At 53.6% G+C, this 23,597-nt stretch carries 16 protein-coding genes; 5 read left to right on the forward strand and 11 right to left on the reverse strand.

The genetic code is table 11. The features are described 5' to 3' along the window. Nucleotides 1-360 precede the first annotated feature (360 nt). Both SH573x_RS16295 and SH573x_RS16300 read right to left on the reverse strand, forming a co-directional pair. Nucleotides 361-3,897: a WGR domain-containing protein gene (locus SH573x_RS16295; RefSeq protein ID WP_479348663.1), complete on the reverse strand. Its 3,537-nt coding sequence runs from the start codon at nucleotides 3,895-3,897 to the stop codon at nucleotides 361-363. Nucleotides 3,898-3,951: 54 nt separating this feature from the next. After that, nucleotides 3,952-5,295, reverse strand: a complete 1,344-nt coding sequence (locus tag SH573x_RS16300) for an SWIM zinc finger family protein (RefSeq protein WP_479348665.1) — start codon at nucleotides 5,293-5,295, stop codon at nucleotides 3,952-3,954. A 520-nt stretch (nucleotides 5,296-5,815) separates the two neighbouring features. Between SH573x_RS16300 and SH573x_RS16305 the strand changes: the two genes are divergently transcribed. Both SH573x_RS16305 and SH573x_RS16310 read left to right on the forward strand, forming a co-directional pair. Continuing rightward, nucleotides 5,816-6,277 (forward strand): response regulator, encoded by a 462-nt coding sequence (locus SH573x_RS16305; RefSeq protein WP_479356748.1) that lies wholly within the window; start codon nucleotides 5,816-5,818, stop codon nucleotides 6,275-6,277. 318 nt (nucleotides 6,278-6,595) lie between these two features. Further along, nucleotides 6,596-7,303, forward strand: a complete 708-nt coding sequence (locus tag SH573x_RS16310) for an SGNH/GDSL hydrolase family protein (protein ID WP_479348667.1) — start codon at nucleotides 6,596-6,598, stop codon at nucleotides 7,301-7,303. Nucleotides 7,304-8,000: 697 nt separating this feature from the next. On the opposite strand, the gene SH573x_RS16315 is transcribed toward SH573x_RS16310, so the two are convergent. The 5 genes from SH573x_RS16315 to SH573x_RS16335 form a co-directional block, all read right to left on the reverse strand. Further along, entirely contained in the window at nucleotides 8,001-8,516 is a 516-nt protein-coding gene (locus tag SH573x_RS16315; protein ID WP_479348668.1) for a hypothetical protein, read from the reverse strand. Between the two features lie 82 nt (nucleotides 8,517-8,598). Further along, on the reverse strand, nucleotides 8,599-10,272 hold the full coding sequence (locus SH573x_RS16320) for a tyrosinase family protein (protein ID WP_479348669.1): 1,674 nt from the start codon (nucleotides 10,270-10,272) through the stop codon (nucleotides 8,599-8,601). A 571-nt stretch (nucleotides 10,273-10,843) separates the two neighbouring features. Continuing rightward, the gene (locus SH573x_RS16325; RefSeq protein WP_479348670.1) at nucleotides 10,844-12,193 is read right to left on the reverse strand and encodes a cytochrome P450; all 1,350 of its coding nucleotides are present in this window, start codon (nucleotides 12,191-12,193) and stop codon (nucleotides 10,844-10,846) included. A gap of 306 nt (nucleotides 12,194-12,499) precedes the next feature. Next, nucleotides 12,500-12,871: a hypothetical protein gene (locus SH573x_RS16330; RefSeq protein WP_479348671.1), complete on the reverse strand. Its 372-nt coding sequence runs from the start codon at nucleotides 12,869-12,871 to the stop codon at nucleotides 12,500-12,502. A 773-nt stretch (nucleotides 12,872-13,644) separates the two neighbouring features. Then, a complete protein-coding gene (locus tag SH573x_RS16335) occupies nucleotides 13,645-14,931 on the reverse strand; it encodes a hypothetical protein (protein ID WP_479348673.1) in 1,287 nt (428 codons plus the stop codon). A 604-nt stretch (nucleotides 14,932-15,535) separates the two neighbouring features. On the opposite strand from SH573x_RS16335, the gene SH573x_RS16340 reads away from it, so the two are divergent. Together SH573x_RS16340 and SH573x_RS16345 are read left to right on the forward strand one after the other, a co-directional pair. Then, a complete protein-coding gene (locus SH573x_RS16340; protein WP_479348675.1) occupies nucleotides 15,536-15,757 on the forward strand; it encodes a hypothetical protein in 222 nt (73 codons plus the stop codon). Between the two features lie 297 nt (nucleotides 15,758-16,054). Next, nucleotides 16,055-17,470: a mechanosensitive ion channel domain-containing protein gene (locus SH573x_RS16345; protein ID WP_479348676.1), complete on the forward strand. Its 1,416-nt coding sequence runs from the start codon at nucleotides 16,055-16,057 to the stop codon at nucleotides 17,468-17,470. Nucleotides 17,471-17,475: 5 nt separating this feature from the next. Here SH573x_RS16345 and SH573x_RS16350 read toward each other — a convergent pair whose 3' ends face one another. The 4 genes from SH573x_RS16350 to SH573x_RS16365 all read right to left on the reverse strand — a co-directional run bounded on the left by SH573x_RS16350 (nucleotide 17,476) and on the right by SH573x_RS16365 (nucleotide 22,052). After that, complete coding sequence (locus SH573x_RS16350) at nucleotides 17,476-18,546, reverse strand: AI-2E family transporter (protein WP_479348677.1); 1,071 nt, start codon at nucleotides 18,544-18,546, stop codon at nucleotides 17,476-17,478. 130 nt (nucleotides 18,547-18,676) lie between these two features. Next, nucleotides 18,677-20,041, reverse strand: a complete 1,365-nt coding sequence (locus tag SH573x_RS16355; protein WP_479348678.1) for a flavin monoamine oxidase family protein — start codon at nucleotides 20,039-20,041, stop codon at nucleotides 18,677-18,679. A 62-nt stretch (nucleotides 20,042-20,103) separates the two neighbouring features. Beyond that, the gene (locus SH573x_RS16360; protein WP_479348679.1) at nucleotides 20,104-20,967 is read right to left on the reverse strand and encodes an alpha/beta hydrolase; all 864 of its coding nucleotides are present in this window, start codon (nucleotides 20,965-20,967) and stop codon (nucleotides 20,104-20,106) included. A gap of 212 nt (nucleotides 20,968-21,179) precedes the next feature. Further along, the gene (locus tag SH573x_RS16365; RefSeq protein ID WP_479348680.1) at nucleotides 21,180-22,052 is read right to left on the reverse strand and encodes an alpha/beta hydrolase; all 873 of its coding nucleotides are present in this window, start codon (nucleotides 22,050-22,052) and stop codon (nucleotides 21,180-21,182) included. A gap of 250 nt (nucleotides 22,053-22,302) precedes the next feature. Between SH573x_RS16365 and SH573x_RS16370 the strand changes: the two genes are divergently transcribed. Beyond that, complete coding sequence (locus tag SH573x_RS16370; protein WP_479348681.1) at nucleotides 22,303-23,478, forward strand: hypothetical protein; 1,176 nt, start codon at nucleotides 22,303-22,305, stop codon at nucleotides 23,476-23,478. The last annotated feature ends 119 nt before the right edge of the window (nucleotides 23,479-23,597 follow it).

Here is a 23,597-nt window from a genome sequence, read left to right on the forward strand (position 1 = left end):
AGGCAGGGGCCGGCACGAATCCACATACCCGACTGCTTCAATTTAGATGGACTCCTAAACGGCAGTTGACCCAAATCGCAATTCGAACTTTGAGTCATCGAAGCTTGCTTCAGAGGACACGCCAGCCATACCGCCAACGAAAACGTGTTGCTATCAGCGACACGCGTCAAGGCAAAAGGTTCGGGGGTTCGTGGGCGGCGAGATGGTGGCGAGATGGTGGCGAGATAGTGGCGAGATAGTGGCGAGATGGTGGTGAGATGGTGGTGAGATGGTGGTGAGATGGTGGTGAGATGGTGGTGAGATGGTGGTGAGATGGTGGTGAGATGGTGGCGCGCGTGCCTTTCGCGGAGCGAAAGGAGACTATGGGGGAAGTTGGGGAAATGAGAAGCGGTGGGCTCGCTCGAATCGTTTGGCGGCGCGAGCTTGAATCGCGACTTGACGGGCTATGGCTGCCTCGCCACTTTCGACATAGGCAAGTTTGGTGATGGCCTCGAAGACCTTCTTGCTCTTGCCTGTCGCGAATCGCCGCATGGCCTCGGTTTCCGTGGGACCGGCGGACAATCCTAACCAAGTGTAGGCCTCGAGCACGATCTCAAGTAAAGGTGCTACGTCTTTGGCATCAAATGGAAAAGTCTGTAACATGCCCACGACAAGATTTGCCATGTCCCACGCGTGCAACGGAGATCGACCGACAACAGGCGTCAGAACCTCCGACCAGCGTTTGGGCACGATCCACATTTGATTCTTGAATTCAATGAGGACCTCCAGTAGTAATGGAATGTTAAGTCGATCGTCTTCTACCAACTGTGCCCAGGCCTCCGTGGTCCACAGCCGGTGTTTCTCCGCGCGTGTCATCGAAGAGATCCAGAGGATACGCGCGGCACCTTTGGTCAAAGGACGCTCCGCCTCTAGCATCGGTTCAATATCGTCGAATACATCGAAGTCGGTTTTGTTCGAGGCGTGAGCCACGTAGGCAGCGGTCAAGCAGTACCAGTACCAATCAAGCTGCGCTGGCCAGTACGATCGTCGAAAATATTGAAAGAATCGTCCTTCAGAAATCCGCGCGACCAAGAATCGCGTCATGAAGTAGTTGTCAGCCGCTGGCGGCACGCCATCGCCGATTGAAACTATATTCGGCTTGTAAACCGATTCACGATTGAGATCACCTTCCACCAGATTCACAGCGTATCCTCGGCCACCTTCGAGGCGTTTACTTTCCGTGGCATAGGCGTAGTGCCATCTGGGAGGTTCACGAACGGCCGTCAGAGGCAACTTACATAGTTCACCGCTTTCCATGCGAACTTCGCTGAAGGGCAGTTGATCGGAAATGGTCCGGTCCGGATCGCGCGACTTAATGGCTGCGACCCACAGGCGCTGGGAACCTGTCATTTGCCCCTCGGCGACATCTTCTCCCATCGCATAACGAATCATCAGCGCATAGGGGCCCTTCAAACGCTTGGCTCGTTCGACCAAACCTGCATGACGCCGAGGCGTCGTTCGTCCGTCGGGGGCTAGACGCAAGATGCCGAGTTCGAGGTCTGGCAGATACAGCGGCTTGCTCCACTGCTCCGCTTGTTCAATGCGATCAAGAAAAATGTGCGGATCAATCCAACCACCAATGTGAGTTGAGATCGAAACCAAGTGGATCGCTTCGCCTCTCCGCACCGCCTCTTCAACTGCCACACTCCGATGTTGGGCGATTTCGGCCATGCAGAATCGAACTCCGCCCTCCGGCCTTTCCGGACGATCCCAGCCCAGCCAAGCGCGGATTAGCATGGCAAAGTCGGCATTCCACCGCGCGTTACTGAAACCGTCATCGGCATCCATTGCCTTCCTGGTGGCCGCCACCTTGATTGCAAACGAATCATCGTTGAGGCGAGAAAAACGACAGAGACCATCCAGCAGCAGTTCTCGTTCGTCCACAGTGGCCCCTTTGGCCAACGCCGCTCCCAACCGCAAGATCAACTCATCCAACGATTCGATCGGCACCAATCTGCTTTGCACGTCCAGTACTGGAGCTTGCATGATTGGCCAGGCAGCACACGGAAGGTACTTTTGCGTCTCTAGCGCCGAGATCGCATCTCGAAGCTGTAGCGATTCGACCACCTCAGTCGGAAACGTTTCCAAGGCAGGCAGGTCAAGCGATGGTGGTGCTGCCAACGGACTGCGCGCGTTGTGCGAAGTCTCATGACCGGCTGAATTGGCTGAGGAAGAACCTGGCGCTGCAAATATTGCGCTCCGTTCGATCTGCCTACGAACGCTCTCGCTGACATGGGGCAGAATCGTTTCAAGATGTTGCAGCGTGGCTGCGTCGCTGGAGGTTAGTAATTGTGCGAGCTTATTCCAGGCCAGTTCGGCTATCTCCCGTTTGCTATGCAGCAAAGCAGCGCAGAGAGCCTGCAATGGATAGACTCTGGTCGCAGCCTGGGCTCCTGCTGCGCAGAGCTGAATAGCGAGCTTTGACTGCGCAATGCCGGCTCGTGAAAAGATGCCAGATAAAGACGGTCCGATCGTGCTCCAGTTGAGCTGGTTGGCCTGCGACAGACGATTCAACAGGCGGATCACAGATTCAAACACCAAGGGTTTGGCTTGATCGAGCACCGCCGCCAGCTCTCCCTGGCATTGTTCTAGTTCTTCCGCGCTTGGATCTAAGTGTTCCAGAATTGCCATGCAGCATCGCACATGATTTTGATTGTTCACTTGATAGTGACCATGGAGCGCTGTTCGAATCCAAAGTATTCGATTGAGCAATCCTCTGTCGCGCAAGAACTTGATGATTTCAAGCATCACGCTCGGATCCGATGTGCCCCAACTGTCGACAACCAGCAGCCGATGCAACTGGTTGGGTAATTCGGGTAATCGAACGCCGTACTTTTCCAGATGCGATGAAACGCTTCCTCTGAAGTTCGAGTCACCGATCAGGCAAATCGTACGATCATCCCACTGGGTAGTTAAGATCCCGGCGCCTACCAACTCGGCCCAAGTAACAAATGAGTCAAATGAATTGGCAAGCAAATGGCGCTCAACCGCGCTGGGAATCCAATCAGCCGATCGTTCCTGGAGAATCTTTATGGCTTCTTTGGGAAAGTCGCGTACGGCAGGCGTGAGGGCGTACAGGAGTTCTTGTTTGTTACCTAGGGCAATATCGATAAGCTTGGTCGCCTGAGATGCGTTCTTCCAATGGCGTGCCGTGTCGGAAGTGTAGACGGTGCCGTAAAGTTGATGCTCCAGCAAAAACTGCTTGCGCATCGTGGACCGTTTTGGTTCCGATACTCCGGTAAACATGGACGCAAGTGTACTTGCCCAGCCCTTCTGCGAGGCTGCCACCAGGTTCTCAAGAGTCAAAGGTCGATCAACTGTCGCCTCAGGCTCCGCAGCCGCAGCCGTATCATCTACTGATATGTTTTGAGAATTTCCAGAGGTCGACATGCTCAACCACTGGTCAAAGAGTGCCTTAGCCTCCGAGGCATCGCTACTCTGCTCGGAAGTAATGGGTAATGGAATTTCGTTCTCAGTTACACTAGATCCAAGCAGCCCATTTGTCGGATTGACGACTGGCTGCGTGGTACAAGCTTCCGCAGCCGTGTTAATTGGCACTGGGGCAGGTCGTACTGGGGCAGGTCGTACTGGGGCAGGTGGCTGTTGATCGCATATCGCGCTGCTGCTGGATCCGTCATCGACGTAACCTTTCTTCCGCTTCTCGGCGATCAGTTTGTTTTGATGCGACAGAGCTGCGACCGGTGAGTCGAATGTCTTGGTTTGAAGTTGCCCTTGAGTTCCGATCCTGCCGAAGCGGACGTTCACTTCGCAATCACTGAGCGAGATTTCCCAAAACTTATTCGAACTCCCATCTGTAAAGACTAGTCGCAGGGTGCGATTGGAATTCGCGGGCGTCATTCGATCTATTCCAGAGAAGATTGGGTATCGACTTATGGCGAGCTTTCATTCGCATCAGCAGCTCCGGCGCGAGAAGATGCGGACCGCCAAAACATGCTTGCAGGTACCACGATTACCCTGGTATCGACTGTACCAAGGGCAGGTGCACGTATCGCCATCGGGGTGCAGCTTTACATAGTACTCGCAATGGTCTCCAATTACTTTGGCTTCGATGATTTTGTCTTCCGGAGAAGGCGGCTTGATGAGTTGGACGCGCTGGTTGTCGAGCAATCGCTGCGCGTTCTTAAATCGCGGCTGAAACTTCTCGATTTGGCCAGCCACAAAGGGCAACGTCCGCTGGAAGTAATAGCCGCTGGCCGCATCGAAACCCGCCAATCCAACTGCAGCCAGTGCCGCAAAGACCGATGTAACATCGCTGACTCTCAGTCCTAACTGCGATGCCGCTTCTCGCGGATCCAAGTTCTCCCTGGTCGCGATCCAAGCGCGCACGCGATCAAAATCGCTCCGCCAATCGGTAGCTGACAAAAGCTCCGATGCCTGCCCTTCACCGGAAAAGCCGCGTTGCAGTTCAGGACTGAGCACCAGCCAAAACGATCCGGCTTTGGTAGTCACCTGCCAGGCAGTCACGTCGCTCTCTTCTTCATCGCGCCACACATCAACCTTTTCAGCCAGCAACAGTAGGGGGCCGAGCAACTTCAAGCGTTCGATACCGGAAATCGCAATCGAATTGCGACTGGGTTTAAATATCGGGCGGAGAGTATTGGCAGCGAACTCGAAATGTTGCTTTCCATAGCCAGTCTTGCTGATCGATTGAAAGAGCTTGGTGAGCACGATCGGTGCCATCGTCCACAGATGCTGCATGCGCGCCTGATAGATTTGCACCTCTCCAAAGCCACGTATCCATCGATCAGGCAACGTAACTTTGCGCTCGATGAACTTGCCTTGCGAAGTAGCCAGTTCGATTCCTTCGCGCGAAACACTTAGCTGCGCATCCTCTTGCTGACCAAGCCTCGCCAGCTGTCCAATCATCTCGGCATTGAAATCGACATTAGTTGTTCCTGGCGATTGAGACAACTCGTGAAAGGCTCGTTCGTCCAAGTCCACTCGGCAATAAACGCCACCACAGCCACTGAAGGCTTCCCAGCGCAAGAGATTGCACTGGCTGGTAACCACCGGGTCACGCATTGGTGGTCGATGTTGATGGAACTGCGACTGCACCACGCGCTGAAGTCCCATAAGCAGCTGGCCAATCAGCCTGGGCTGCCAAAGTTTGGCTTGGAAAAAGTGATTCCCTGATTGCGGTTTGGTCGAGCTAGCGCAGGTGAGTCCATGATCATCAACGAACGATTCATATAAGAAATCGTACTCTTGAACGGTTCCCGATTGGCCGGTGGACATTTGATTCGCTTTTGAACTGAACACGCTTAATGACGACAGTTGCTCGATTGTAGAGCGGCTGTCCTCAGCCGCTTGAACCTACTAACCAATGTTTCTGCAAACCTAACACGTTGAGCGGGATATTGTCGCTGTTTGGAAGACCTGCAGTTGTTACTCTCAAGCGTACTGTAATTGATTCCAAGCACTTCCAGCCCGCCCAATTCGAGACTAGGGAATAACTTGGAATCCAATAGCCTCAAACTTTATCAGAAGCGCGCGACTGGGTGCAAGTTTAGCCAATCCAAGGCGAGCCGGATTCAATGTTGAACGGTGCTTGGAAGATACTATCGTCAGGTGGACTGGACTTTCAACCAGCCTTGAAGACTGGGGAAGGGCCACCCCTGGGAGGTAGAACCTGGCCCCCGACAACTGCGCAAGCCGATTGCAAATCGGAAGCGAGAGTCGAGGCCGCCCTGGTGGAATCCGCCAGTCGTGATTAGTACTTCTCGCGATGCAGCTCCGTCAATCAAATGCGATGTTAATGTCTGCAGGGCCGCACCAGAAACCAGTCGCGAGGACAGGAAGAATTGGTACTCGATTGATCTGCGGTAACATAAGCCATCAAGTGCTGATAGTCGACGACGTTTCGACGATTCGGCTTCTCCTCTCGCTGCTGTTAGAGAGAATGGGACACCAGGTCCGGTCCGTGGAATCAGGAGCTCAGGCGCTTCATTGTCTGAATGATTACCCTGCCGACGTGATCATATCCGACATCTCCATGCCAGAAATGAATGGCTATGAATTGGTACAGCAACTGCGACGTCGCCCAGACACTCGGCTGCGATTCGTGGTGGCCATGACTGCCAATGGCGCTAGCGCCAGCGAAGAAACTTCGCTAGCCGTTGGCTTCGATGCACATTTGGCCAAGCCATTTAACATGGAATCGCTTGAGCGCCTGATGAACGACCCGAGAATTCTATTAGGCCATCGCGAGTTTGGTTGAGTTTTAATGAGTAGCGCCCCTCGCGCCACCGGCACGCTGCCGCTCTCCACCGGATGAGCCAGCGTGCCGGAGCTTTTGCTTTTACCGTTCCTCTTGAACGAGTATCGTCTCCTTTCGCTCCGCGAAAGGCAGTTTCCTTTTGCGGAGCAATAGGAGACAATAGCGCTCCGCGAAAGGCAGTTTCCTTTTGCAGAGCAATAGGAGACAATAGCGCTCCGCGAAAGGCAGTTTCCTTTTGCGGAGCAATAGGAGACAATAGCGCTCCGCGAAAGGCAGTTCCCTTTTGCGGAGCAAAAGGAGACAATAGGGATGACCGCTATGAGACAACTAATGCATGGTTGCGCATTACTCTGGGCTCTGTCCACGCCTGCCATGAGCAATGATCTGCGCATAGGCAGTTTGCGAGCTGGAAAGATACTGTTTCTCGGCAACAGCATCACGCTGCACGGCCCGGCGCCCGAGATCGGCTGGAACGGAAACTGGGGCATGGCGGCTACTTCGCAGGACAAGGACTACGTCCACCTGTTGTTGAATCAACTTGCCCGAGCCTGCGGCGACCAACCGGAGTTTATGGTCAAGAACATCGCTGATTTCGAACGGAAGCTTACCAGTTACAACATCCAAGAAGAACTAAAAGCTGCACTCGCCTTCGAAGCGGACATCGTCATACTGGCGATAGGTGAGAACGCTGCATCCCCTAAGACCGACGAAGCCAAAGCGCAGTTCAAATCGGCGTTCAAAAATCTCCTGGCGGAGCTGAATGCCCATGGGAAACCAGTGATCTTCGTCCGCAGTCAGTTTTGGCAAGACGCCGAAAAAGATCCGTTGATGAAGAACAGCTGCGAAGAAGCCAAAGGTATCTTTGTCGACATCAGCCCCCTTGGGGCCACAGAGGCCAATTACGCCAGGTCCGAACAGAAGATCGAACACGAGGGCGTAGCCGGTCACCCCGGCAATAAAGGCATGCAAGCCCTGGCAGATGCCCTGTGGGCCGCCATTGAAACGCGGTCTAAGTCGCGTCTGTGATCGATGTCGACGCCGATTAACATCCCCTGCGCTATCACAACGTTTCCCAGGTCTTAAAGCCTCTCACGGCAAGTCGTCGATCATCGGAATTCGCTTGCCCGTCCACGAATCGAAGATGTAACCTGGTGGCTCTTTATACCGGAAGCCATCAGGCGCGCTCGACTTCTGAAGATCGAATTGGCGTTACCGCGTGCTTTTCGCCATGCTCCAAGCAATTACGCTGAATGAGCATACGAACAGTCCCAACAGTAAGACGATGGCCAGTCTAAAAGAGCTCTCAGACATAGGTCGTGTCAGTTCGAGGAGCGACCGACTGAGCTGCGCCGGCGTCGAGCCACGTGACTGAGCTTGCATGGAGATACCTCCGCAGTATCACCAAGGGATGATGAACAATTTTTCATTTCTCAGACACGCACAGAGTCGTAAGATTGAGCTTGTTGCGACGCAGTTTGAATTCGAACTGCGATCAATTCCGGACCAGTGGCCGATGCACTTCCGTTAAGAGAGAAAATCGTTGTATAGGCAAACTCCGCGCTCGTGTTCTGGCTGCTTAGTCTTCATACTCGTGCTCGTGTTAGGCGTAATCGCCATCAAACAAGCGTTTGGCAAGCACGGCCCAGCTTGCCAATTTCGCCAAGTGATCGACTCGTAGTGGACAGCTAACCACCTTATCAACATTGACTTTCTGCGACCGGCCTCAGAATTCTTCTAGCTGCCGATGTTCTTTGCGCAACGCCTCATCAGCCACTTCAAAAGCAAATCGAGAGGGTTCAAAACGCGAGTCAAAGGTTAGGTTGGTCAGAAACAAGAACAGCCCGTTTTGACACTTTAGAGCACACCAAGATGACGTGCGAGCAGGAAACGGCATCGTAGATCGCTCAAGTTGCGTAATCAGCCAAGCATCGTGTTGAACGCTGGCTATGATCCATTGACTATGGATGTCGCTCTGGTCCGTTCCGGGTGCTAACCTCACGGGCGTTCGTGGGCTGTGAGTGTACATGATCGACGACGTTTGATCATGGATGCGAAACGCATTGGATGCGCCCAGCTCAGCGAACTGCCAGAGGGTCGCTGGCCCGTCCGGAGGTGTAAACTTCAAGCTACGAAACCGTTGGACACTTGAATCTAGGGGTTCAGCAATATCGAATTGGTTCGAGAGACAGTAACCAGCAAATTCACTTTCATCTCGAATGAAAATTTTGGCAGTAACCATTTGGTTGCTTTCAACGCGGGCAAGAACTAAAACGAAAGGAACTCGCAGGACACTTGCTTAGAATTCGATACCAAACCAGGCATCAGTGCTTTTCGGCTTGGGTGGCATAGTCCAGTAAGCGGAGGCCGGTGAATGTGATGCGAGGCGCGCTCTTTTGCTCTACATCTTCGACGCCTTTGGGAACGAACGTGATGGTAGGTCCGGTTGCTTGCCAGAGTTCCTTGGCCTGGAGCTGCTGAGCCACTTTAGTGATATCCCAACGGACACTGACTTCGGGCGATGGGCCACTGTTCGCGGCAGCATCATGAGCATGATCGTGATCCGCAGCTGTGGCCTCAGGATGCACGTGGGCAGTTACAGCAAACGGTACGAGATTGCCAACGTAGTATGGACCCTCAAAATCCGGCGGTGTTCCTTCCGGAAGATTGAGGTACACTTCGTAGTGCCCATCCAGAGGCCCATCTACGCGCACGCCTGAAAGTTCCAACAGCAAGCCACTGGGTGCTGCGGTATTGTTTAGCATGGCCGAGACTCGACGTCCGGCTGAATCAGCCAACTGCATCTTGAGGCTTTTGGAGTTCGCGTCCAGCGCCATTCGAGGCGGGAAGGTTGCCAATTCATTTGCCTCTACCATCGTTTCCTCCTGAAGGTGGTCCTCTGCGCCTGGCTCGCTTTCGCTAGAAGACTTGAAACTGAACGCTACCATGGGCCCAACCAACGGTGCGCTACCATCATCGTAGATGTAGTCGATCAAATTGCCTTGAACGTTATTCAAAAATAAAGCGACGGGCTGCTGAATCTCGTTCCCAGCTGTATCGATGAACTTGAAGTTCTGTGTGGCCCACGGGCCGGTCGATGGCGGATTCTCGGTCACGGGCCGCGCCAGCCATAAGTTCCATAAGCGATCTAAATTGCAGTGATGCGTCCAAAAAATTGGATCCAGCGCGGCCGTGCGGAAGCTGGCCATATCGCCGCCCACGCCGTTGTGGACAGCTCCATGAGGTGTCTGCTCGAACGCGCCCGCACCATTCGGATCGGAATAGGCTGGTGAAGTGCGATTGCGTCCACCAAAGCCACTCACGACCGCCGACGAGCTATTGATGAAATTGTTGTAACTGAATGCAGTTGTGAGTGTAACGGCCGAAGCATCCAGAGGCGTGGCATTGGTCTCACGGTTTCGTGAGTTGATGCGATTGGTATTGAAAAGCGGATTGGCAACCGGCGGCATCCCCACGGTGGGCACATACATACGATCTCGCAAGGCCTGCGGAATGGTCCGTTTGGCCATGGCCGGCGGCGACGACGATCCACCGCTCGCAGGCATCGTGTAATCCCAGTAGGGAAGTCCGAAATCAGCTGGCATCGCCACCCCCGATTCGCCGATCGCCTGCAATAGAATTTGTTCGAAATAAAAAATGTACATGCGATGCCAGGCCAGGAACCACCAATGACCGTGTTGACAAAGGTTGAACATGGGTTTGGAAATATTTGAACCATGCATGCCGGCTTGAAACGTCCAGCCTCGCGGATTGTTCGCATCCGCCGCGCTGCGTTGCTTCATCACTTTCACCCCCGCGCGCCAGGCGTTGACTTCAGCCGCATTCAGAGCTGTGATACTCTTACGCTTGCGGACAGCAATCGCCGCACTGCCGCTGGCGGAGGCGTTTATGGCGACGGCCAACGCCACCGCCGTCGCCGCGGAGGTTGAGTGCTGGAGGAATCTACGCCGGGTAACTGGATCGAATGCACGTGTCATGTCCGGTCCCATTCTGTGAATTGATCTGAGCTACAAATCGATAAGCACCAGTTGATGCGATGCGAGTCGCTTATTGATAAAGACGTTGAAATGGATGTTAGTCGACGCAAATTGCCAAAAAAAGTCCGGATTGAGCGTTCAGACCGACTGCTGCGCCCTCTTCACCCCTATGAATATAGAGATCGAACAGCTTTTAAGTAAGTTGTGTGAAGGGCTTTAAGTCAACTCCCCGGGCGAAGCTGAGGGAGGTCGCAGACGAGGCGTTCAGCCGATGTCTGCGGGAGGGGGCTCGTTACCGAAGCGAAAGTCCTTCGCAGTGGACTGCACCACACAAATCGTTTCGGGTCGTCGACTTAAAAGCTGTACGATCTCTATACAGAAGAGAAGGAAAGAACCAACGCGCCTGTTATGCCGCTTTACTTTACATATAAAGTAATCGCCAGCCGAAGGGTGACCCTCTCCACTTGTACTCAAGAGATTGTCCAGCTTGTAAACTAACGCAATACCAAGGCGTTAGGGTGGCACTGGCTATGCGCAGCCCTCTGCTTCCCGATGAGACATATTGCGGTTCCTAACGCGGACCAAGCATACGGAGTGGGACAGCCGTTGAGGGGCCGATGGTTACATTCCTGCGTTTGGGTACGACCGGCGCTTTGTCGATGAGCTCAAATCGAAATCGCTTCAGCAAGGATCCGAGTACAATCGCTGTCTCAAAAGAAGCGAAAGCCGCACCAATGCATCTTCGGTGACCGCCACCAAAAGGCATGTACTGGAATGGCGAGTAGCTGCGATTCAAAAACCGCTCCGGACGAAACTGTTCTGGCTCCTCGTATGTCTCAGGGTTGTAGTGAGCCAGCACGGTAGCTGGAGCCACTGCCATACCCACAGGCAATCTATACTCGCCTAGGTCCAAGGGCGCTTTCAATTTACGCAACGTCTCAGTAACGATTGGATGGATGCGAAGCGTCTCCTGTACAGTTGCCTTTAAGTAGGGAGCCGCAGCCAGTCTCTCAGGGGAGTTGTCCTCGAGGGAATCCAGTTCATGTATTAACGAAGCATAGGCAGCAGGATGGCTGTGAAGGTGGTACATGGCCCAAGTGAGCGTCAGAGCAGTTGTCTCATGACCAGCAAACAGAAAGGTAAGAAGTTCGGAATGGATGTGCTCGCGTGTGATCGGCTGTCCATCCTCATAGGTGGCCGAGCAGAGCAAAGCCAGGATGTCTTCTCCAGTGTTGCCGCCACCTTGTTGTCGATCGATAACCTGATCGAGATAGTGCTGCAGTTCGTGCCTGGCCTTGTTCCAGCGATCCCAAGGTGAAAGTCCCAGCAGTGAAAAGTGAGCTTTGCGCGAAAAGAACAGTAACGGCGAAGCGCTAGCTACGATCCTCTGGCTGGCGAGCATTAAATGATTTACTGCTTCTGGATCGCTACCGCCGAAAATGGTCCGAACAATGATCTCCAGTGAAATGTCGGTCATCAAATTCAATGTGAGTAGCTCTTGGCGTCCACGGCATGCCTCGAACCGGTCCAACGCGCATTGTTGCATGTTTGCGCCATACGCCTTCATCCTGTCGCCATGAAACATCGGCATAATCAGGCGGCGCTCGCGACGGTGAGCCTCACCTTCCAGCGTGAGCATGGACCCAATTCCCATCAGTGGGTCAATCGTAGCCGTCGCAAACGGTGCATAGATGTTGGGATCCTGTCCATGAATCACTCGAATCAAATCTTCACGCCCTGTGACAACCACCGGCCCGTTCAGCGCACGCAACAAAAATGGGTCGCCATACTTTCGAGCCCAACCCTCCAGAGCCTTGCGAGGGTCGCGAATGAGCTGCAAGGTGGGAAGCAGCGAACCGCGTGGCCCCGGGGGCAGATTGTTGGATGTCTTTGCTCGGAGGGCATCATCATTGGCGTTCATGTATAGGTCTCTGGTAGAACTCACTTTACAGACCGCTCAGCGTGCAACTGCAGACGAACAAGCAGTTCTGACACCCTCTCAGCTTCCTGCTAGCTAGTATGACTCCAGCACTGATTCCTGTGGCAGCAAGTGTACACCGCGCAGGTGAAAATCGGAATCGGGGTCGAGCCGTCGAGCCCAGGTTGATTGGGTCTGAGTTCAATTTCCCAAGTCCGCGCGTCGGCGATTGAAGAAGGGGAGAACGCCAGCGTACGCATTGAGCAGACTTACTTTACGTATAAAGTAATCGAGAAACGCAGGACTTATTCAATCTCCGTGCAACCACTCGATCGCTTGTCGACGGTCGGTGAAGGCTCGCGATTGTGCAAGGCTCACGTCAACTTGGGTCGAAGCAAGCATGTACGGCGTTACGATGCCCACTTGCGTGACGTAGTATGCAACACGCAACTTGAATCGGCTCGCTAAACGCTCGACAAGTCGAGCCAGTCGAGGTACGTCGTTAATCGCCGGCGCATTGAGTACGCCGGAGACATCGATGAGTATTGGTGTTTCATTTGGTAGATTACCGTCGGCCGAAGCCATGGTAACGAATTGATCTCGATCAGCAACTGTAACGTAACCAGTCGCCCGAACCTCCAACAAGTTCAGCGCCTGGTCGAGCTGGTATACTATGGGCATGAGCCCTCCCTTCGACTGCACACCTCAATCGTAGCAAGCACGGAATCTTATTTCGCTTGGGATTATTCCCATCCACTTCACCGTTGCCCAAATTCTGTGACCATCCAATCGTCTTCGCTCGCTCCTTCGCGCAACGACTCGTTTGCCCCCGCGTTGTCACCGAATTTCAATCATCGCGTTTACGAGCATCCGTGAGTCTGAGCCTTAGACGATGAATGCTCAAGATGGACCAGTCCTCAGACTCCGGACAGCGGAGTGATATCGCGGGCAGGTCCAATTCGACAGACTCTCAAAGGAGCTCATAAAACTCCAAAGCGAAGGCTGCCGTGGTATGAAGCGATCGCGTTTTACCGTTAAAATGTTCCGCCAAGCTCAGGCCCCGCTGCGTTGAAGTACAGCAAATCGACTACAAAAAGCACTCTATATGGTCTGCTGCCAGCTGCCGAGCACTGCGATCCCCGCCTTAGAGGGATTGCAATTGTTGCTTTTTTGCAAAATACTATTCTCGCGCCGCCACGGTTGTTTTCAGTAACTCGGGCGTAACTGGGAATGATCGTTGGCGGCGCGTTTTTGTATAATTCGTTGCGTCGATAGGCAAATAACCTCAAGATTCTACGCTGGCAATTCGCAGGAGTCCTGCGGCACACCTCACCGGCGAAGGGCCTTAGGTCGGCACTGGCAGTGCTGCGCATAGCCAGTGCCACCCAAACGCCTTTATACCTCGACAGTTAAAAGCTGTACGATCTCTCGCCGAGGAAGATGGCGTTGGGCAATCAAGACCGAGCGAATGTCGATTCGCGAGCTGATTGGTAGCGGATCGACAGATGTGGAGTTTCCAGTCGCTTCTGACCAGTGGCTAACGAACGGACTCCAGCTTCGACAAGACCCGTGGTCAATAATGTTCGTTCGATTGGATAGGGCGACTTGCCAGTCAGGAACGTCTCTTCGGCTTTCGACATCAAGGATGCCGAGTAAGTTACGTTGGGTGTTGGCGGCAAGTAGAAGAGCGTAGAGAGCGGCTCGGCTTGTCCCTTCAGCCGCGCGGCGAAGGTGAAATCACCGACCAGGCCATTCATCATCAGCATCGTCGCTTTCACACCGTCGGCATATTCGTAGCGGTAAGCCACAGGATCTTTTACCCACTGGCGCATTTGGGCAGCGCTCGGATAGCGATGACTGAACGACTCGGGTTGAGCCAAAGTCTGACTGCGCGACAAGCAAGCTTCGAACAGCTTTGCATCCCATCCACCATCGGACCAGCCGCCTGCCTCCATGGCTTTCCATACCGCCTCTCCGCGCAGCGCTTGCATCGCCACCACGCCAGTCTCACCGCCGCGGCGCCGCTCGGCCATGCATTGGATTACTTCCAGAGCGTGAAAGTCGTAGCTATCGATGCTCCCGATCGAAACAGCCAGGAGTTCTTCGACCTCGGCGCCGTAAGGCATATCGATCGCCGGCATCCGCCAGGTTACTGGCAGAGATGAACCGGCCGTAAAGGCAAAATTCAATTCTCGCGAGATGTCGACCATCTCTTTGGCCCATTCCCATTTCCAGGATAGATGTTTGTCATTAAAGACAGGCACGGTGCGATGGTCGCTACGGAAAACGTCAGTGACCTGCTTGAAGAATTCGTAGCGCGGATACTTCGTCTGCTCGTATTCGCTTTTGGGATAGTTGCCGTGCTCACCGATGATCAATACGCCATCCACGGCCAGCGTGTCACCGCCGCACCGCAATGTCTCGGCGATCGATGGATAAATGGCGAAGCCAAATTCTTCAGACCGCTTCACACTCAGATCGTTCTCAGGCTTCTGATCAACATAGGCTGCCACTACATCCACAGGAGGACGATGCCATTGCCCATTGATCGGATAGCCATGCAGAAATCGCTCGGCCATATGCCAGGCGTGCGACATGGCTCTCCATTCGGTAGTAACGACCGCCAAACGCTTACGCTCCGTAGCCTGAAAATCCGCTGGCAAGGTTAACGGCCAAGCCATTACACTGCCCATGGTCGTCAAGGTGCCCATCTTTGTCAGAAAGCGTCTTCGAGTGTGCAAATTTCAAGCTCCGATCTAAGACTTATTCAAGCAACATTAGCCTGTGTACCAATTCGTGCTGCACCGCCGATTATAGCCTTTCGCAGCGATAGGCTGAGGTGCTCAAAAGGCTTTTTGGAGCCTCATGCCGCACGTACTCGTACATCGCGTGGGAACTGAGTTCATTTTGATACTTTGCCCGAGAAAGGTTGCGAAGAACGGGCGCTATAATGACATACGTGCGCTTTCGTGCCCCGACGCGTTCAAGTAGTTTCGGCACCATAAGGAACTTCATGTCAATTAGCCACATGATGCGTAATTGAACAGGATCGCTAGCGGCGCCTTTTTTGTCCCACAGGCGTTGCGTCGATGGACAAATTACCTCAAGATTCTATAGTCGTCGTTGATCGGTACGCGGGAGGCCGTTACGCCTGCAGCTCATTTTCCCCGAGGATGAGCTAACGATGGCTAGTCGCAGGAGTCCGAGCCTGCGATTCTTTCTTCTCGAAGTATTTCGGCTCGCCAGCTCAAGTTCCGATTCCGCTGGTTGCCGACACATCAACTGTGGTGTATGAACCAGTGTTGGGTGGGTTACCGGTTTCACAACTTTCGAGGATACAGCTCTATGAACCAGCCAGCAGAAGACTCATCTGCAAGTCTAGGCATTGTCGGAGCGGCAGTGGGTGGAACGATTGGTATAACTGTTTGGCAGATTTTGTCACTTCAGTTTCGAGGCGTCGGGTTTGTCGGTGGCCTTGTCCTGCTGACTGCTTACATGGGTGTTTGTATGTTAACAGGTATGAAAGTAGGCCAGATGGCTGCGAAACGCAACTCTGCCCGCCATTGAGCCGAGCCACACGCTCGATCCAGGCGGATTAGTTTTGGTATTTCGTCCATTTCAGTAAAACCTACGAACCTCGCCGCGACAACGTACTAGCTACCTTGCGCCCAGCGGTCCAGCTGATCGCACATCTTCTTTCAGAGCAAGCGAGCCAAGCATGGTGGCTACGTTTTGAATCGGCACTTCGGTACAGAATTCGCTACGTCGACTTGCCATTTCATATCGATATCCCATGCTCGCTTTTGGGAATGGATTCCATTCGCTTCAGTACTCCGACAGAGTCTTAATGGAAGGACGAATACAGTGAGACTCATTACACGACTCCTAGCTCTCTCGCTGTGCCTGCTCCCGTCCGTATACACAGCCAACTGTGGATGGTCACAAGATCCGTCAGAAGCGAATACCACTCAAGCCGGTATGGCCGGTGAAGACAAAGGTGAATTGCAGCCGACGGCCAAGGTAGATGTTCAGCCGCTGGCGCGTGACTCGCAAATTGCGCAGCGACTTGAACGCATTCTGTCCGCAACCGAGTGGTTCACGTCGCCCACCGCCGAGGTTCGGGATGGTGTTGTGTTTTTGCATGGCAGCACGTCAAGTGAGCAGTATAAAACGTGGGCTGGTGACTTGGCGCGCAGGACTCAAGATGTGGCAGCTGTCGTCAACAAGATTGATATCCGCCGCAGTTCGATTTGGAATTTGGGACCCGTTTGGCTCGAGATCGATGATCTCTGGCGCGGTCTTATTCTTGCTCTTCCGAACATCGTGTTTAGCTTGCTGGTGCTGGCTGTCGCCTGGTGGATCGCCAAGCTGGTTACTCGCGTTAGCCGCCGGGTAACGGCGCGACGGCTCAGTGCGCCCCTGTTGAGGGAGGTACTGTCACGCGTTGTTGGTTTCCTGGTTTTTCTACTCGGTTTGTATCTTGTGCTACGAGTGTCGGGATTGACGCGCCTGGCGGTTACCGTTTTGGGAGGCACTGGGCTGATTGGTTTGGTCATCGGTATTGCCTTTCGGGACATTACCGAGAACTTTCTGGCAAGCATTTTTCTGAGTATGCAGCGCCCCTTCGAGCCAGGCGATCTGATCGAGATCAACGGTATCTTGGGTTACGTGCAACGCTTGACGACGCGAACGACAATCCTGATGACGCTCGATGGGAATCATGTGCAAATTCCTAACACCACCATTTATAAGAGTTCGATACAGAATTTCACTAGCAATCCCAATCGACGCGAAACTTTCACGGTTGGCATTGGCTACGACGATGTGATCCCCGAAGCACAGGAGTTGGCCCTGCAAATACTTCGTTCGCATCCTGCGGTGCTTAACAAGCCAGAGCCATGGGTGCTGGTTGACAGCCTGGGCAGCTCGACAGTGAATTTGAAAATTTACTTCTGGCTCAACGGAGCCGAACACAGTTGGCTCAAGACGCGCTCCTCAGCAATTCGCTTGATCAAACGCGCGTTTCAAGATGGCGGTATCTCCATGCCCGACGAGGCGCGTGAAGTTGTCTTTCCACGAGGATTACCGGTCCAGATCTCCCGAGTCCGACAAAGTCAGAATGATCCGTCGGACAAGCATAATGGACATGTACGAGGATACGAGCGACCCGACCCATCAACATCGGCCGAAGGAGGTTTATCAACCGAGGCTAAGACTATAGAAAGCCAAGCTCAAGAATCCCGACTGCCAGAACAAGGTCAAGACTTGTTGAGAGAGTAGAACGATTAATCGGGTTCATCAAGTCGATCACCCAAAGTGTCTTCGATGTAAACTCGTCGTACCAAAACTTTGAAGACTACGGCTAAAGGCGCTGCGGCTATCAGGCCAGGAAGGCCGGCCAGTACTCCCAAGAGCACCTGCATACCCACGCCCAGAACAGGTGGCAATCGAACATTGCGCTGCTGAATCAACGGAGTCAAAAAGTTGCTCTCGACTGCCTGCACGCCCATGTAGAGCGATACTACGTATAGCGCGTTCAATGGGCCACTACCCAAACCCAACAGTACGGCCGGAACGGCAGAGATGATAGGGCCAAAGTTCGGGATGAAGGTGAGTACACTGGCCAGAAAACCCAGGGTCACATAAAACGGGATGCCGAGCAGCCACAATCCAACGGCCGTCGACGTACCCACTATGGTCATTGAGAATATCTGGCCAATGAACCACCAGCAGAGTTTCTCATTGAGCTCAAGTAAAATCTTGTCAGCCCGCTCTCGATAGTCCAAAGGTACCAGCAAGACTAAGCCACGACGATATAACTTGGGATCAGCAGCCACAAAGATCGCCACGAAAACGACAAGCAGACAACTACTGAGTACACCGAGTGTCGAACCAAAAACGCCAGCAATCTGCCCAAGCCATCCATCTGGAATTTTCGACAGTGAAAACTCTTCAGCTTGCGATACGAGTTGCTTCCCCCACTCGTATTCTCCGGCCCCCTGCTTTAACTGTGCCCACGTATCTTGCAAGTTGCTTCTTAGGTTATCGGTCTCTGCCGAAATGCGTGCTCCTGCCAGGCCGAGAATCGCCCCGACTAAAACGAGCAGTACCACCAAGACCGCCGCCAGCGACCAGCCATAATTGAGCGGAGTGTGCGTGCGGGCAAAGTTACTTATGGAGCTAAGCAGAATTGAGACCAGGATCCCCATAAAGATAAGCAACAGCACGTCAACCGTTAGCCACACCACAATACCCAAAACAACCAGCAACGCAATTAAAGCAATGGTCCTTAGGTCACATCGAACAGTCAGTAACCTGGCCAGTGGGTTATTCTGTGGGTTAGTGGGCTGTTCCATTCGCTCTGCGTTCACTCAGGTGATACATACAATTGATTGAGTTCGAGCAGCCCAGGTGCAAAATGCGCACCGGAACAGTGACAAGTCGTGCTGAGCACGTGGACACGTCCAATTCGGGATTAGGGCACAATCAACTACGGATCTCGTCAGCGGCTCGGATTCCCGATAGATACGCTCCATGAGCTGTTCCAAAATAATTTTGTTCCGTCGCTTCCCCGGCGAAGTACAGCGTGTCAGCCAGCGGAGTCGCCAACTGTCGACGCAACTTGGGATGCACGCCCACGGGATTAAATGAATAAGCTCCTAACGCATAGGGATCAGAACCCCAATGCGTTATCTGGTAGTCGACAGGTTCTGGAATACTGGCCCCAAAAATCCGTCGAAGCGTTTTCATTGCGTCTGCAACTATCTGCATATCGCTCCAGGCTTCGATTTCGCGACCGCGAGCACCAGCATTGAACCCCAGCAGAATTGGTTTGCCAGCCACACGCGCAAAGCTCACCCACTCGGTCCACTCGCCGTGTATGTCAGGAATAGACTCCAGCCAATCCACGTCCTCTGGCCAGAAAACCCTAGTGAAACGCAGGTAGCACTTGTTGAGCACTCCCATTTCCAATTGAGCAATCGCGTCGCTCGTAGATTTTGGCAGTGCAGGCACGAACTCGACGTTTCCAGCCTTCAAAACACCCAAAGGCAACGTGACTAATACCTTTTCCGATGCATGCGTTCCTTGGTTGGTGAGAACTTCTACAGAGCCGTCGCCCCATGTGATACGCTTAACCACTTGGTTGTGTTGGATGTTCAAGTCCTTCGCAAGATAGTCAGCGATAACTTGAAAGCCCTGTGTAAACAATGTATCTGCCCCGTCATACTCTTGGGCGCTATCGTACCAGTGCGTCGAGAGCCGCTCGGCGCTACCTGCATACTCTTGTTCGATCTCGCTGCTGACGATGAAGTCTATCAGCCGAATCGTTTCTTTATCGGCAGCAGTCTTAACTGCCCACGATGTAACAAAGCTGCGAATACTCATGTCTTCGTCACTCTGCTGAGCGGCACGTAACGCTTTTCGAAGACCTGACCTCAAAAGTTCAAGTCGTCTTTCTTGGGCTTCCCCAAGTTCTCTGCCATCGCTGTCGTAGATCATGCTCCGATCGTAACTGGTTTCGAGTCTAGCTGCATGGGCTTGATCGGCCAGTTCGGTGAGAGGATTCGCCTGGATGCCGTGAATCCAGGTCGCTCCCAGATCTAAAGGCATATCTGCCCACTTACGACTAGTCCAAAGTCGTCCGCCGGATCTATCTCTGGCCTCCAGCACTACGACTTCGATACCCTCATCTTGCAGCGCACGAGCCGCAGCCAATCCAGCCAATCCCGCTCCAACCACAATAACTCGTGGCCGCTTCAAACCACTGGCCCATTCGGTTGCTTGCACTTGGGCTCTCGCCCGCTGGGCCAGCACAACCGCGAGCAGAGCAACCACCGATCTTCGATTCATTGGCAGGTTCATGAGTGTAATGGTTTCATCCAGGCGGGAGGCGACCAGTGGATGTTGCGGCGTCAGTGCGCTCCCGCGATCAAATGTTGCCACCACTGGCGAGCCTGGCGGGCTACTTCGAGATCTTTCAGCAACCAGTCGGCTGAATGATTGGGATAGGGCAGGCTGACCAACTGCAGTCGACCATGTATCAAACCCGCATTCCGCAAGAACTCAGCCGTATCACCTACGCTAGCTTCGTGCGAGATCCATTGGGGCTTGCCAGCGAACCGCTGTATGCGCCGCACTGCTGAATCGCGATCGCTGTCAGCATAAGGCCAGCGGCGAGCACCGTCATAGTGACTATGCGCTACAATGCCTAGCCACAGTTGCGCGATCTCGTCATCTCTTAAGCCGATATAGCTGGTCGCCATCGCTCCGCGTGAAAAACCGCACAGGACCAGTCTCCGACGATCGCCCCCCCACTTCTCGCAGATTAGCGCAACCGTTTGCTTGCAATACTTGACCGTTTCATCTGCATCGCCCCACCAGGTGAGCGCATGTCTACGCGGTTGTTTATCGACAAAAGGCAAACAAACCCAAATAGCCTGCCGACCTTCGGTAAGGCCGAAGCCCATACGACAACCTTCGACCGTGCCATCGCTAGTGTCGCCGAGCGCGTTCTTGAAGCCACCGTTGCCGGGGTATTCAAAAATTACTGGGTATGTCTTACCTGGCTCCCAATCTTCAGGCAAGTAAAGGGCGTGCGCCAGCTCCTCATGGTCGGCACCGTCGAGCTTCTGCCAAACGCGAATTCCCGCAGCCGGCTGACCATCGACAACTGCCGGTACGGTGATCCGATTAGGCAGTTGGTTGAGGTTATCCTCTTGAGCATTTACGCAGGCGGCGATAAGACCGACCAAGGCAAAGACCAGTAAGCGTAACATAGGCAAAGGTGTCAGGTCTCTTTTCTCTAAGAGAGATCGTACAGCTTTCGAGTTTGTTGTACGGAGGGCTTTATGTCACCTCTCCCAAGCTTTGCTTGGGGGAGGTCGGAGCCAGCGTTAAGCTAGGCTCCGGGAGGGGGCTCGTTGCCGAAGTGGAAGTGTCTGCAGCAGAATGCACCACACAAATTGTTTCAATGGGTCAAAAGCTGATTTTACTTCATCAGCAAGTTATTGACCGCAAGCCATTCGGCCAGTCGATCCATAAAGTGATCGGCGCCTCCACCTTTCTTGACGAAACCATGGGCACCGGTCTGGAAGATGTGGAGTTCCGCTGGTCCTTCTGCTTGACGGTAAGCTTTAAAGAGTTCGAGCGTGCGGTCCACTGAACCTGCGTCATCGGCTGCGACTGCCAGGAACAGTGGGGGTGTGGGGCGGGGTATTTCTTTGATCTCACGCGCTCCATAAATGATCGCGCAGAAATCCGGCCGCGTCTCGGCTGTTCCAAAGAGCGCATCGGCTGCGACGACGCCACCAGCGGAAAAGCCAATCATGCCGATCCGCGTCGGTTTGTATCCGAAGTCAGAGGCGCGCTGGCGAACCAGTTGCATAGCGCGCCTGCCATCTTCACCGGCCATTCTCACAACTTCGGGCTGAGGCGGAGCTTGGGGACTCTCATGCACCAGGCGATACTTGAGCACGAAGGCATCCACACCTACCGCATTAAGAGCCTTGGCAATATCCACCCCTTCGTAGCTCATCATCAATGCGCGGAACCCGCCGCCCGGCAACACGATCATGGCCGTACCCACGGCTTGGTCACGCGCAGCGGGGTAATGCAACAAAACGGGCCGCACGACATCGGTAACAATCGGCAGTCCACTCGAGGTCGTGATCGACTTCTCCTGCCAATCCCATGACTCCGACCCTGGCGCTGCGCCTGCATACAATGGAATCTCTATCGCCGCTTCCTGCGCCTGAGCCAACTTCGCGCCTCCCAAGAGGGCAATCAGCCCCACAGCTAAACCAGCCGAACTAAACTTGATTGCGGCAACAAGCTGGCTGATGAATATGGATAGGTTTCGCATAAAGTATTTCCGTTCGCTTTCAATCTGTGGGGTCGCTTCGGTTAGCAGACAGTCAGCGGATAAGGTTAACGGCGTACAGTACCATTCGTCAACGAACAATAGGTTACAAAAGAATACGGACTGACGGTCCTTGGGTCCTGAAGCAACTCATGGCGAAAGATTATACTATGACGGCTTGGTCGCGGCCAACGAGCGCCGTGACAAGCAGAGATTGACGAATGTATACCGAAATTGCCCGAGGAAAGGTACCATGCGCATCTTCACACTTGTGTCGGCTGCTCTAGCAATCCTGACTAGCAGCGCGACGATTGGCCGTGCACAACAGTTAACCAGCACTCCGTTTTTGCAAGACTACTACGAGAGACAGACCTTCAATGAGGGATTCGAACAGGGCTTAGCCAACTGGCAATCCAAGAATGCTTCTAGCCAAGGCATTACGATCGAGGATTGGGAGAGCATGCCAGATGATGTGCTCAACATTTCATCTATCAATCGCAAGCTTCTCACCAGTCCTGATGATGGTCGTCGTGGTCAGGTGGTGAAGATCTCCGGTCGCCAGGGCATTTGGCAGTACGCGCCGGTCACCGCAGCTGCTCGCTTTCAAGTCGCTTGCTGTAACGCTCGTAAGCGATTGATACCCGGCCAAAGCGGCGCCATGGGCTGGGCAGGATTCGGAGTTGTCTACTTTGATGCGGCCTGGCAGGAAGTTGCCCGCATTGAACAACAGATCTTTGAATTCAAGCTCGATCTATTTGATCTGCCGGAGAGTTTCTCGCAGAACTCAGTGGCCACTTCAATTCCGCCCAACGCTCAGCACTCTATTCTGTGGTTGGCCAACGATGGAGCCAATACCGAGCTCTGGGCTGACGACCTGATACTGTTAAATGAATTCATCGGCGTACCGTTAGAAGATCGCGCCCAGCCCCACGGATCGCGACTCAGACAGAATCCTGCCGAGACAAGTGTGATCGTCAACAACTACTTCAACAGCCTCATCTCTTTTGATGATAACGATGTGAACGACGAATTCGATGAACCCGGCCGAACCATCTATAGTAACGCCGAATTTCACTGGGAAGGTTCGGGTGATGTCCGTGGCGGATTGCTGTACCAAGAGGCCGCATACTGGCAGTTGGTTGATCTCGAGCCCAATCGCACTTATGATCTGACGATCGCTTACAATAACACGAGTGTGGCCGTTGCAGGCATCGACTTTTATGACGCGAACTGGAAGCCAGTTGGAAAAGTATCTGAACCGCTAGATGGGATCGTCAAGGTTGAATTCAACGGCTACTCCGCGGCCCAAGATACTCGTCGCTTTACAGTCCCCGCGGGCACGAAATACGCCACAGTCTTTGTCTGGCAAGCGCCGGCAGAGTTCAGCGAATTGCTGATCGTTCAAACCACCCTTCGGCCCGTACCCTGAGTTCGTTAGGTTGAGCAAGGAAAAGGGGTCAGGTCTGGGTCAGGTCTCTTTATCTGGTGGTCTCCGCAAAAGGGTACGTTTATATTCCGAGAAAAAGACCTGACCCAGACCTGACCCCT

This window comes from Rania fehmarnensis (assembly GCF_056494185.1).

What these genes read in the sequence shown, in the direction of transcription:
- SH573x_RS16295 (WP_479348663.1), bottom strand. Translation starts at nt 3,897, where the DNA reads ATGACGCCCGCGAATTCCAATCGCACCCTGCGACTAGTCTTTACAGAT.
- SH573x_RS16300 (WP_479348665.1), bottom strand. Translation starts at nt 5,295, where the DNA reads ATGTCCACCGGCCAATCGGGAACCGTTCAAGAGTACGATTTCTTATAT.
- SH573x_RS16305 (WP_479356748.1), top strand. Translation starts at nt 5,816, where the DNA reads ATGTCTGCAGGGCCGCACCAGAAACCAGTCGCGAGGACAGGAAGAATT.
- SH573x_RS16310 (WP_479348667.1), top strand. Translation starts at nt 6,596, where the DNA reads ATGAGACAACTAATGCATGGTTGCGCATTACTCTGGGCTCTGTCCACG.
- SH573x_RS16315 (WP_479348668.1), bottom strand. Translation starts at nt 8,516, where the DNA reads ATGGTTACTGCCAAAATTTTCATTCGAGATGAAAGTGAATTTGCTGGT.
- SH573x_RS16320 (WP_479348669.1), bottom strand. Translation starts at nt 10,272, where the DNA reads ATGACACGTGCATTCGATCCAGTTACCCGGCGTAGATTCCTCCAGCAC.
- SH573x_RS16325 (WP_479348670.1), bottom strand. Translation starts at nt 12,193, where the DNA reads ATGAACGCCAATGATGATGCCCTCCGAGCAAAGACATCCAACAATCTG.
- SH573x_RS16330 (WP_479348671.1), bottom strand. Translation starts at nt 12,871, where the DNA reads ATGCCCATAGTATACCAGCTCGACCAGGCGCTGAACTTGTTGGAGGTT.
- SH573x_RS16340 (WP_479348675.1), top strand. Translation starts at nt 15,536, where the DNA reads ATGAACCAGCCAGCAGAAGACTCATCTGCAAGTCTAGGCATTGTCGGA.
- SH573x_RS16350 (WP_479348677.1), bottom strand. Translation starts at nt 18,546, where the DNA reads ATGGAACAGCCCACTAACCCACAGAATAACCCACTGGCCAGGTTACTG.
- SH573x_RS16355 (WP_479348678.1), bottom strand. Translation starts at nt 20,041, where the DNA reads ATGAATCGAAGATCGGTGGTTGCTCTGCTCGCGGTTGTGCTGGCCCAG.
- SH573x_RS16360 (WP_479348679.1), bottom strand. Translation starts at nt 20,967, where the DNA reads ATGTTACGCTTACTGGTCTTTGCCTTGGTCGGTCTTATCGCCGCCTGC.
- SH573x_RS16365 (WP_479348680.1), bottom strand. Translation starts at nt 22,052, where the DNA reads ATGCGAAACCTATCCATATTCATCAGCCAGCTTGTTGCCGCAATCAAG.
- SH573x_RS16370 (WP_479348681.1), top strand. Translation starts at nt 22,303, where the DNA reads ATGCGCATCTTCACACTTGTGTCGGCTGCTCTAGCAATCCTGACTAGC.